Source organism: Psittacicella hinzii (assembly GCF_003585885.1).
In the GTDB taxonomy this organism is placed as follows: Bacteria; Pseudomonadota; Gammaproteobacteria; order Enterobacterales; family Psittacicellaceae; genus Psittacicella.
This window is the reverse complement of the sequence record NZ_NRHC01000123.1, coordinates 1-11,733: the sequence shown is the minus strand read 5'-3', so window position 1 is coordinate 11,733 and position 11,733 is coordinate 1. Positions and strand designations below refer to the sequence as shown.

The window sequence follows — 11,733 nt, the reverse complement described above, 5'->3', positions numbered from 1 at the left end:
TATCATTTGCGGAATTCAGGCTCTAGCATTTGTAAAAGGAAGAACGAAATACACGCTTGAGATAATTGGGAAAGAGTGATACCTGTGAGGCATACCAGTGGCATACCTGTAAGGCAAATGAGAAAGAAGCTCTCTGTTGCTTAGGTTACTAAGAGAGCAACAGAGAGCGCTTGCATTCTGCAAGTAAACCTAGAAAGTATAGTTGAGGTTTAGTTGAACATTTCTTGGTTCACCATAGAAGTTATTGGCACCATAGACACGTACGCGGTTATTGATCCAATACTTTTTATCAAAGATATTGTTAAGGTTTAAAGAAAGGCTAAGCTTTTCTGTAGCTTGGTAAGCGACATCGGCATGCCATACGGTAAAGCCACCTTGACGTATGTCTTGGTATAAGCTTTCTGTAGCAGATTGGTAGTTAAAGCCTGCGCCAATTATCCATTGTGGATGGATTTGGTAGTTAGTATAAACACGTAGTAAGTGTTTTGGTGTTACTTTGCTATAGTTCATACCAACAGTGTAGCGTGAGCTTTCAGTATTGAGGTACTTACTGGTGTTGAAAGTATAACCAAGGAATAGATTCCAACGCTTAGTTAAAGCACCAGATATTTCAAAATCCACCCCGTGACTACGTACTTTACCTACAGTTTGAGAATAGATATTACCAGCGCTGTTAGTTAGACCTGTGCTAATTGCACGATTACGATCCATAATGTGGAAGAAAGCAAGGTTAACATTTAAGCCTGTCCAGTGAGACTTAAGACCAACTTCGTAGTTAGTGCCACGACGAGGAGCGACTGGTGCGTTATTGATATCATAGCCAGATTGTGGTTTAAAGATACGAGCATAACTTGCGTAAATCGTGTGGTTAGCATTGATATTGTAACTTAAACCAATTAATGGAGTAGTTGAATGGTAAGAACGCTTGCTATACGCACTTGGATCACTGTCTGCGCTACCATTCCACCAAATATAATCAGTATAACTAGTAGTTTGGTAGTAAGAGTAATTTAACCCCGCAAGTAAGTGTAACTTGCGCATTAGTTCAAAACGTCCACCAAACTGTAATGAGCTCGTTTTATAACGAGTTTGGTACTCCATGTAATCAGACACTTGTGTCCAATCTGGTTGACTAATGCTTGCACGGTCAAAGCTATAGATATTGTAACTTGAGCTATCACGCACACGGAAGAACTCTGTTTTTATCGTTTCGTAGTTATAGACATAGTTAGCAAAAACTTGGTGGCTACGGTTAAAGAGTTCAAATTTGCCACTAATGCCGGTTTTGAAATTAACTTCGTAGGCACGGTTATCGTAACGTAGTTTGTTGTTTAACGACATGAGACCTGTGCTTGGTACTCCTGCATAACTTGTGCTCGTATTAGCAACAGCAGCCATTTTTAAAGTGCTAAGTTTACGAGTGTATGCTAGGGTGGTGTTTAGTTTCCACTGTTGGCTAAGTAAGTGCTCGTGTTCAACAAATAGTTTAGCCTTACGGTTAATATTGCGGTTCCAGTTAGCGCCTAGGTAAGTACTACGAGTAAGATTTAGTTCATAACCGTCAGCACTCATGTAAGGTAAACCATACGGATTTGGCGTGCTGGTATTATTTTGCAGGATTAACCCCGCGGTTAGGGTATCCTTGTCAGTCATTTCCCAGCGGATAACACCGTAAAGCATACCTAAATAACCAGCTTTGGCATCAGTAAAGTCTTTATTACGAGCAAAGGTAGCAACTACACGTCCTGTTAAACTACCATCTTCATTTAGTTTCCCCTGACTATCTAAAGTTAGACGAGTTGCGCCAAAACGATCAACGCTTAAGTTAAGATTGGTACGCGCAATAGGAGATGGTTTTTTATACACAGCATTAACTGTACCTGACGGTTCTGAGTTTACTTGGGTTAAACCTGTAGCACCACGTACTACTTCGATATGGTCATAAATTGACATATCAGTAAAGCTACTTGCACTTAGGTAAGGATTAGAAGCAGAACCTGGAACAGTTGAAGAAAGACCATCTTCTTGAATTTGGTCAATATAGAAACCACGTGACATAAAGCGGAAGTTAGTTCCGTCTTTAATTACGGTTATCCCTGTAGTTGAATTAACAGCTTTAACAATATCGTAAATCCCACGACGTTTAGTGTACTCATTAGTAACAAGTGACACAGATTGTGGGGTTTCGTTCTGCAGTAAGTTTAAACCGGTTGTTGTACTAAAAGCAGAAGAAGTAAATGATTGGCTGTTTTCTGTGGTAGTCGAACGAGAAACAGCGTTTACGGTAATCGTTTGGAGAGTTGCGCTAGAGCTACTTGCGCTACGAGAAGCAGTAGAGCTATTAGCAACACTAGAAGAATTAGAGGTAGGATTGGTATTAGCTAGAGCTGTAGCTGAAAAAAGTCCTAGTAAAGATAAGCTAAGAACTAGAGTTGTATTTCGCATATATAAAAAACATTAAAGTGATTGAGACGTATCTTACTCGCCTATTCCCAAATAAAGATCAATTTACAATTTGTTAAAACTTAAAACTGTCCCTATATTAAAATAGGTAAAGTAGGTACGACTAAAAAATTTGGCATATTAACATTAGCAAGAGATTATAAGCCAAAGCTTGTCTAAAATAAGATAAATTTACCACCTAGCTTGAGTAAATATCCGATACTCCCCCTCTTTAAGAGGATAGATTTTTCTAAAAACACTTAGATAGCCTAAGGGTTATTTGAGTAAAACCGTATAACCATCGTTCTGTTAGTTGCTAGATTGCCACGAATGTACTTTTACTTCCAATTTCTGCATACCTAAGTTAGGTAAGAAGTTAGTAACCTCATTTATATTGCTTGCTAGATTTGTTATATCGTTTGATAGACTTGTGAGTGGGGTTAGAGATCTTTGGCAAGACATACGAGAATGCAATAAGTATGATAATGCAAAGCTAGTTATTCCGGAAGTACAGGCGTAAAATAGGTTGCGTTAGAAGTACAGACACAAAATAGGTTACGCTAGAAGTACAGACACAAAATAGGATACGCTAGAAGTACAGACACAAAATAGGATACGCTAGAAGTACAAACGCAGAACAGAATACGAGGTTACTGTTACAATAATTTACTTTTCCAAAATAAAGGATAGATATGAAGAAAAGCAAGTTTCTGTCTTTAGGGTTAGTTGCATTAGTTGCACCATTTGCTGGAGCAAATGCCAATGCAAATAATGCAAGCTTTAGTCAGCAGTTTATGCCTTTAACCTTAAAACTAAACCAACAAGCTGATAGTTATTTAAGTCAGGTTAAATTCTTTAATACTGATGCAAAAGTCAGAGGTTACCAAAAACCTACTTTAGCCAAAGCCCCTCTTAGTTATGTATACAACTCAGACGCACGTCTTGAGGGCTTACACAAGATGATGGCTGTTTATTACCAAAAAGTTTATGATTACTTTTATGCTAATCGTGAACAAACTGATGGCAGAAAGTTCTTATTAGGTCTAACCGAAGCCTTAATGCCATTTGATTTAAGTACACGTGGTAAAGTGTATCGTGATGCGGTAGATTTACAGTTTAATCAGGTAATTCCTCGTAAAAACTCTGGTGTTGATGAGCAAATGCGTATTTTAATGAAAGACTTTGCTTTTGGTGTATACACTAGTCAGATGATTGCGTATTGTCATACTATCCAACAAAAAGGTTTAGCTATGCCAACTTACTGCTATGGAGCTTACCTAGTAGGGACAATTAATCGTACTGGTTTTGCAAGTGGTGCACCTTACTTCCGTCGCCTCGGCTTTTTAGTACAGATTCCACAAGAGATGGATAAACTTAATAATCAACAAAAGATTCAAGCTTTTGGGCAAATGTTAAATGACATAGTTGCAAATAAAGCTAATTATGAAAAATTATTAGGTTTCCCGTTAAAAGTACAAAGTTTAACCCTTAAATAGGAGCTGAGGTAGATATGCAAAGAAAAAATCTTTTTAATAAATTCTTAGCTCTAACAAGTTTAGGAGCTTTGGGACTAATGGGGCTAGTTAATCCTGTACAAGCACGAGTATGGTTTAATTACTCAACAGTAGAACAAAATGTAATGTTACAAAGTTGGCAGTTAGATCTGACACTAGCACAACATGCTAACCAAGAGTTAACTATAGCCGAGTTCTTTGATTTAGTGAGAGCTGTACCTTACCTAAATAAAGCAACCTTAAGTAAAGATGGAGATAAGTTTAAAATTGACTTAAACTTCTCAGAAATAGTTGGCTATACCGATAAGTATTGTAAAACTGAAACTGAAAACGCAGTTGATCATGCTTGTGGTAATATCACCGGAGCCCAGATTCTCCGTTTACTAATTAATAACAGTGACTTTGCGGTAGCCTATGCTTTCCCACAAATCAAGCAAGATGCTACAACCAAGAAAGATAGTAAAACTTTGAACCTATTAAAAGGTATAGAAGTTACAGAGTATAAAGATCTTAAAGTAAGTCAAGATGTGCTTGATAAAGCAGAGTTTACTCAATACCTAGCTGAACGTTACAAAATCAAGTTAGTACCTAATCGTTAGGCAAAAATTTGCCTAACGATTAAGTTTAACGACTTGTATTCGTATTCTGCATTAGATAGTTTTAAAGATAGTTTTAAATTAGACTGTTGTACTGCAGTTATGAAAAAAGTCGTTAGACTAGCTAGTTTTATAGTTATCGAAACTCTAAGGGTTGCTGTCTAGTAGCTCTAAGAATTGCAGTCTAGAGACTCCAAGAATTGCTGTCTAGTAGCTCTAAGGAGAAAGCTCTAAGGAGAAGAAAGTGAAAGCTATTTATATTGACAAAACTGAAGCAGACTATACTTGCCAGTTAGCTGAGATTACTCTAGAACAACCTGAAAAAGTTTTGCTACAAGTAGAGTATTCTGGGATAAACTACAAAGACGCCTTGGCTGTAACAGGTAAAAGTCCGGTAGTGAGAAACTTTCCAATGGTACCAGGGATTGACTGTGCTGGTAAGGTAATAGCTAGTCAGGATCCACGCTTTGTCGCAGGAGAACAAGTACTTCTAACAGGCTTTGGCGTCGGAGAAAAGTACTGGGGTGGTTTAGCTGAGCAAGCTAGTTTTAATCCTGACTTTTTAGTTAAAATGCCAGAGGGGTTAACTTCTTTTACTGCTATGGCAGTAGGTACTGCAGGCTTTACAGCTATGTTATGTGTGCAAGCTCTAATTAAGCATGGTATTACTGCAGACAAAGGTAAGGTTTTAGTGACCGGAGCAACTGGGGGAGTTGGTAGCTATGCACTGATCTTTCTTGCGAAGTTAGGTTACCAAGTTGTTGCTGTTACAGGTAAAGCAGAACAAGTTGAGCATTTAAAAGCTTTAGGAGCAAGTGAGGTTTTACTGCGTAGTGAGTTAGAGCAGGCTGGTAAACCTCTGATGAAAGAACGTTGGGCTGGAGCTATTGATTGCTTAGGAGGGCAAGTTCTGGCGAACATTCTCGCAAGTACAGCATACGGTGGTGCTGTTGCTTGTTGTGGTTTAGCTGCAAGTATGGACTTACCTGCAACGGTAGCGCCTTTTATTCTACGTGGGGTTAGTTTACTAGGGATTGACAGTGTCATGTATCCTATTGAACTACGTCAGGATATTTGGCAACAAATTGCCGAGCTCATTAGTGAAGAAGAGGTAAAATCCTTTACTCAAGTTATCACTCTCGAAGAAGTAATTCCTAGTTGTCAAAAACTAATTCAAGGTAAAGTTACTGGAAGATTAGTAGTAAAACTATAGTAGTAAAATAGTAGTAAAACTATAAGGTATATAAAGTATAAAAATAGGAGTAGATGGATTCCATCTACTCCTATTAACATATCTTCTTTGAAGTATAAGATTGTTATGCTGGAAGCATAGTTAAATTTGTTGTAGGCTCAACTTTAGCATTTAAACCTAAAGAAGCTAACACTTGGTTAATTTCTGTAATAGTAACATCTTTAGAAGCGTATACAGTTACATCATTGGCTTTGTATTGTACTTCAGCTGGACCAGTTGAGCTTGTAGCTGTAACAACAGTACCATTTGGTTCATTGTATAAGTTACCACAAATTTGAGCTCCATCAGCTTCAGAAATAACACAAGATTCTTGAGCTCTTGCTACTGTTGGGTTAAACATATGGTAAGCCAAAGCTCCTAATGCCATGCCCATGAATAAGTTATTAAAGCGACTACCGTTTAAACCACTCATTTGTACGCTTGGTCTTGGAGCAAAGTTACGTGCTGGACCATTTGAGTTGTTAGCGTTGTTTGTATTGTTAGTGCTACGGTTGTTATTGTTTGTATTGTTCGAATTACGATTAGTATTGTTATTATTACGATTTGCTGGAGGTGCAACACGACGTGCAGGAGCTACACGACGACTACCGCCACCACCACGACGAGCTTCAAAGTCTCTAAACTCTTTTGCGGTGTTAGTTAGGGTATGTACTTTAAAAGTTTCTAGCGTCTCGCTAGTAGAGTTCGCATTTACCGCTGGAGGGGTGATGATAAAACCAGCAAGTAATAACGTAGTTAAAGTCTTAGTGAATTTTTTCACAGATGTGTCCTTATTTTGTCTACTTAATTGTTTGCTAGATCTTATTTTATCATAAAACTAGGTTTTCCCAAAAGATTGAGGATTTTACATTATTTAGATCCAAATATCTCTTTATCTTGGAGAAGATAAAGTAAAGTTATCATAAGGAATTTATCCGCCAATATTTTAGTCTAATTTAATTAGCGAAGCTTAGAAATCATTTCTTCTCACAGAAATTGGGTTATCGATCTAACAAATCTTTCTATATCTAGCACGTGCTAGTGTAGTTTAGATTTATCTAAAATTCTAAGTTGTCTTCTTTTATAAATTAGTTTTAAGTACTTTTGTAACAGTAGTCTTTTCTCTCAGAAAAAATTATATATAGTTGATTTTTAATAAAGGTTTAGATTTTGCTGAGGTGTATGTGTTATAATAAGTTATATAAAGATAATATTACTCAAAATATAAGAAATTTAATTTAGTAAGCTTCTCTTATGGACTACAGTTGAGTAACTGTAAAAAAAGATAAATTAATTTATTCTATAAAGGAACTTAACATGATAAAGAAATATGTTTTTGATGATGTAGATATTTTAGCTACTTATCTATATTCTTTGAAGAGAGAGATTTCACCAATACAACTACAAAAGGCTTTATATTTCCTTTATGCTTTTTATGTTGGAATGTATTACAAAAATGAAGAAATATCAGAGTTAGAAGGAGACATTACATATCCAAATGAGCTTTTTGAAGCGAATTTTGAAGCATGGATGTATGGACCTGTAATTAGATCCGTGTACAACCATAGAAGAGAGGGATCAAAGTTTTATCAAGATAATCTTGATTCTAAAGTGTATAAAGATTTTATTGAAAACTTACTGAAAGAGCCATATGGTGAAGAAGTTTTAAAATTTGTTGATGGTCTGTTTGCAGAGATCAGTTCAAGAAGTGACTTCTCATTAGTAGAACGTAGTCATCAAGATTACTCTTGGAAAGATGCGTTTGCAACTAATGAAAAGTTAATGCCAAGAGAGAGTATTATTGATGAGTATGTAAAAGGATTTAGAGAATAGTGAGTAATGAAGTTAAGAATAACCTTATCGATAAAGATAGTACTAGTAAAAATGCAGACAGTAGTACAACAGGAGCTAAATCAACCAGTTCTAGTAGCAAAGATTTAGAGAAAACTGTAAGGCGCAAGTACTCTTTATCGGTACGCGTTCAGAAAAAAGGAGAAAAAAGATCATTACCTAATCTAAGTAAATATTCATTTAGTAATAGTAAAACGAAATATCTTTATGATAATAGGAAAGCTTCTAGTTATTCTAATAGGAAAGCTTCTAGTGATTACGCAGATATTGGTAAGGGGGGATCACTACCCAATCAAGATAATAAAAAGTCATTTGACGGCGGGGTAGCTAGGGCAGATGAATCCACTATACATGTCTCTAGAGTTATTAAAGTGGTATTTTACTCTGAAGAGGTTTTTACTTCGAAAGAACTGTTTTGTGACCACCGTATTTGCGTGAAAACAAAAAGAAAGGTTAAAGGTAGGAAGCCGAAGATTTGCTTTTCTAATCTGATCTTTTGTGAAGATCAAGATAAGACAAAAGAGTTTTTTACAAAGTTACTTAATGATGAATTAATTATAGATACTTTTGGCGAAGAAGTAGAAATAAAATCTAATGAATTCAATAAGCGACTGAAAGAAATATTTAATCTCTATGGTTGTAAAAAATATGTTAACCAGTACTTAAAATTTAAGGTAAAAGACGCTAAGGACAGAAAAGAAGCTTTTCGTTTGTTTGCATTTAATACAGTAGATAAAGATACAGAAGAAACTTTGTATGTTGTCTTTTTACTGGATTTAAATCATTGTGTAATTAACATTCGTCATTTAATACCTAAAACAGCGAGAAAGTTAGAAAAGTGTAACATTCCTATGGAAGATCTTTTAACAGACGAAATGAAGAAAAATATTAAAGAAAATTTTATATTAAAACGCTCCGGCGATAAATGATCTCATTAATTCTTATTCGCATAAGACTTAATGAGATCCTTTTTGTTGTCATAATTTTTGTTCTTCCCTTTGGTATGAGTAGCTATATTATTGAATTTTATAGTTAATTGATGGAAGGTTTTAAAGATATGGTATAATTCGATTCCACGATATCAGATAGTTTTTAGGTAATGTAGCTTAATAAATCTGATGAAGTTTTTAGTAAATGGTAGGTTTCTTATTATGTATAAAGATTACGTTTTCGACAATATAGATGTTTTAGTAAGTTATCTATATGCTAGAAAGAATGATATGAATGCGGTAATGTTGCAGAAAAGTTTATACTTCTTATATGCTTTTTATGCAGGTATGTATTATCAAAACACAAAACAACTAGATTTTAAAGGCGACGCTCCTTTGCCTAATGAATTATTTAAAGCAGAATTTGAAGCTTGGACATATGGACCTGTAATAAAAGAAGTCTTTGAGAAGCGTGCACAAGGACCTGAATATTATCTAGATTTTCTTCAATCAAAAGAATATACGAATGCAATTGAGGAAATTGCAAATAAGTCGTATGGCTCAGAGGTTTTTACGTTTATAGATGATTTGTTTGCTGATATTTCTTCTAGAAGTACATTCTCCTTAGTACAGCGTAGTCATGAAGATAAAGCTTGGATAGAAGCTTTTGAAGCAGGGCAAGTTACAATGAATAACCTTGACATTATTTTAGAATACTCTGAAGATGTTCGTTCCCCAAGAAGATAGAGGGATTTACTTCAAAAGAAATAAGTTGTTACGATTTAATTTTTGTAAAGGTGTCTTTATGGTAAAAAAATATGTTTTTGACGATGTAGATATTTTGGCAACCTACTTGTACTCTTTGAAAAAAGAGATATCTCCAATTCAACTTCAAAAAGCTTTATACTTTCTTTATACTTTTTATATAGGTATGTACTATAACAGTTCAGAGGTTAAAGAATTAGAAGGTGGAGTGGAGTTTCCAAATGAATTATTTGAGGCGCACTTTGAAGCTTGGACGTATGGACCTGCAATTAGATCTATCTACGATAAAAGAAGATTAGGATCTGACTTCTATTTAAATAATCTTGAATCGAAAGAGTACAAAACCTTTATTGCAGAACTAGAAAATGAACCCTATGGAAAGACTGTTTTAAAATTTGTTGATGAATTATTTAGAGATATTCTAGCAAGAAGTGAGTTTTCGTTAGTAGAACGTAGTCAACAAGATTCAACTTGGAAAAAAGCATATGTAAGCGAGGACAAGCTAATGTCTAACCAGAGTATTATCGAAGAGTACTTGAAGATTTTTAGAAGTTAGAGCTGCATTTTAGTTTAATAGCTTATTTAGGATTAGGTGAGATGAGTAAATTATACGTTTTTGATAATGTAGATGTGTTAGCTAGCTATCTGTATTCACTAAAAAAGGATATCAGCCCGATAAAGTTACAAAAGAGCCTATACTTTTTATATGCTTTTTATGCTGGAATGTACTATCAAAATCAGGATCAAGTAGAATTTAAGGGTGGGGTTATTTTCCCTAATGAGTTATTTGAAGCAGACTTTGAAGCATGGACTTATGGACCAGCGATTAGAGAAGTATATGATAAACGTAAGGACGGAAGTCAGTATTACCTAGATTTTATGAATTCACAAGAGTATCTTACATTTATGCAGAATTTGAGAGACGAGGACTATGGAAGTATAGTACTAGAGTTTATCAATGATGTATTTCAAGATATATCAGTGAGAAGTGATTTCGCTTTAGTAGAGAGAAGTCATGAAGATCAAACTTGGCTAAATGCTTACGAAGATGGTAAAAAGAAGATGAAAAATTCGGATATCATCGATGAATATGTAAAAGCAGTTAGGTTTCCAAGAAGAAGTAGACAACACTTAAATTAAGCAAGGTTATCTTTATGGTAAGAAGGTGCGATTTCTAGCAAGTATCTGTTTTTTATGAGATAAGGATCATAATTGCCTGATAAAAATCATAACCCCTCTTATATACTTTAACATTGATTAGTTTGTAATCTGCAATACCGCATACTGAACTGTTCAATAAGTGAAAAATGATTTTGCACTTTTGTACTTTTGCCCTTAACGTAGAGAATGTAAAAGATGCAAAAGACTGAGATGATTTGCAATTTTCCTTTGAGAAGTGTATTATAGTTCGCGATATTTGCTTATCAACTTGTTGTAAGTACAAAAGCAAGTATGCGAATCACAACAACTTATACAAGGAAAGAAAATGATCACAAAACAACAAATCTTAGATTCTTATAACTACCGTCACGCATGTAAAAAGTACGACCCAACTAAAGTTGTTTCAAAAGAAGATATGGACTTCATTTTAGAAACAGGTCGTTTATCTCCAAGTTCATTCGGTATGGAGCCTTGGAAATTCTTAGTAATTCCAAAAGAAAACGTAAAAGTACGTAACGTAATTGACCAACTATGCTGGGGTATCAAAGACAAAAAAGATGCTTCGTACTACGTAGTTTTCTTAACTCGTAAAGCTCCAGAATTACAACCAAACTCTGCTTACATTAACCACATGTTAAATGATGTAAAACAAATGCCTGCTGAAATGGCTGAAGTTTACCGTGGTTTTTATACACAACAATTAAGTGAGTTATCTAACTTATTAGGTGAAGGTAATGAACGTGCATTAGAAGACTGGGCAGGCAAACAAGCTTACATTGCTTTAGGTAACATGATGACAGTGGCAGCTATGATTGGAATTGACTCAACTCCAGTTGAAGGTGTTAACTATCATGAAATCGATAAAGCTTTAGTAGCTGAAGGTTTATTTGATCCAGCTGTATTCAAAGTAAGCGTATTATGTGCATTTGGTTACCGTGGTGAAGAACCTCGCCGTGCAAAAACTCGTCGCAATGCTGATGAAGTAATTGAGTGGGTTAAATAATTTTTACCTCCTCTGCAATAACTCTTAAGATAATAATCGATGATAGTTAGGCATCAACTGTGAAGACAGTTAACTTAACTAAGAAATCAAAAGATATTGAAAAAGGATCTCTGTAACAGAGATCCTTTTTCCTTTTCTATTAAGTGCTAGTTAGCACCTTGCACCTTACTCCTTACAACTTTGCAACCTTGTAAATTTACGAACTTACGAGCTTACGAACTTGTAAACTTATGAACTTACG

The 11,733-nt window shown here is 35.2% G+C and carries 11 protein-coding genes; 9 read left to right on the top strand and 2 right to left on the bottom strand.

What is annotated here, in order from left to right; genetic code table 11:
- Positions 1-189: 189 nt before the first annotated feature.
- Positions 190-2,445 (bottom strand): TonB-dependent siderophore receptor, encoded by a 2,256-nt coding sequence (locus CKF54_RS07410; RefSeq protein WP_119525717.1) that lies wholly within the window; start codon positions 2,443-2,445, stop codon positions 190-192.
- Positions 2,446-3,134: 689 nt separating this feature from the next.
- Here CKF54_RS07410 and CKF54_RS07405 point away from each other — a divergent pair.
- The 3 genes from CKF54_RS07405 (at position 3,135) to CKF54_RS07395 (ending at position 5,765) form a co-directional block, all read left to right on the top strand.
- Entirely contained in the window at positions 3,135-3,938 is an 804-nt protein-coding gene (locus tag CKF54_RS07405) for a hypothetical protein (protein WP_119525716.1), read from the top strand.
- Positions 3,939-3,952: 14 nt separating this feature from the next.
- Positions 3,953-4,555, top strand: coding sequence for a hypothetical protein (locus CKF54_RS07400; protein ID WP_119525715.1), 603 nt, complete (start codon positions 3,953-3,955; stop codon positions 4,553-4,555).
- A 241-nt stretch (positions 4,556-4,796) separates the two neighbouring features.
- Positions 4,797-5,765 carry an MDR family oxidoreductase gene (locus CKF54_RS07395; protein ID WP_119525714.1) on the top strand — a complete coding sequence of 323 codons (969 nt, stop codon included), beginning with the start codon at positions 4,797-4,799 and terminating at the stop codon, positions 5,763-5,765.
- A 103-nt stretch (positions 5,766-5,868) separates the two neighbouring features.
- Here CKF54_RS07395 and CKF54_RS07390 read toward each other — a convergent pair whose 3' ends face one another.
- Positions 5,869-6,564, bottom strand: coding sequence for a hypothetical protein (locus CKF54_RS07390; protein WP_119525713.1), 696 nt, complete (start codon positions 6,562-6,564; stop codon positions 5,869-5,871).
- 536 nt (positions 6,565-7,100) lie between these two features.
- On the opposite strand from CKF54_RS07390, the gene CKF54_RS07385 reads away from it, so the two are divergent.
- The 6 genes from CKF54_RS07385 to CKF54_RS07360 all read left to right on the top strand — a co-directional run bounded on the left by CKF54_RS07385 (position 7,101) and on the right by CKF54_RS07360 (position 11,492).
- Positions 7,101-7,616, top strand: coding sequence for a Panacea domain-containing protein (locus CKF54_RS07385; RefSeq protein ID WP_119525712.1), 516 nt, complete (start codon positions 7,101-7,103; stop codon positions 7,614-7,616).
- Positions 7,616-8,563: a hypothetical protein gene (locus CKF54_RS07380; RefSeq protein WP_119525711.1), complete on the top strand. Its 948-nt coding sequence runs from the start codon at positions 7,616-7,618 to the stop codon at positions 8,561-8,563. Before CKF54_RS07385 ends, CKF54_RS07380 begins: the two co-directional genes overlap by 1 nt.
- Before the next feature lie 222 nt (positions 8,564-8,785).
- Positions 8,786-9,310, top strand: coding sequence for a hypothetical protein (locus tag CKF54_RS07375; protein WP_147396851.1), 525 nt, complete (start codon positions 8,786-8,788; stop codon positions 9,308-9,310).
- Positions 9,311-9,368: 58 nt separating this feature from the next.
- On the top strand, positions 9,369-9,884 hold the full coding sequence (locus CKF54_RS07370) for a hypothetical protein (RefSeq protein ID WP_119525709.1): 516 nt from the start codon (positions 9,369-9,371) through the stop codon (positions 9,882-9,884).
- 41 nt (positions 9,885-9,925) lie between these two features.
- Positions 9,926-10,468 carry a Panacea domain-containing protein gene (locus tag CKF54_RS07365; RefSeq protein ID WP_119525708.1) on the top strand — a complete coding sequence of 181 codons (543 nt, stop codon included), beginning with the start codon at positions 9,926-9,928 and terminating at the stop codon, positions 10,466-10,468.
- Positions 10,469-10,814: 346 nt separating this feature from the next.
- On the top strand, positions 10,815-11,492 hold the full coding sequence (locus CKF54_RS07360) for an NAD(P)H-dependent oxidoreductase (protein WP_119525707.1): 678 nt from the start codon (positions 10,815-10,817) through the stop codon (positions 11,490-11,492).
- Positions 11,493-11,733 lie beyond the last annotated feature (241 nt).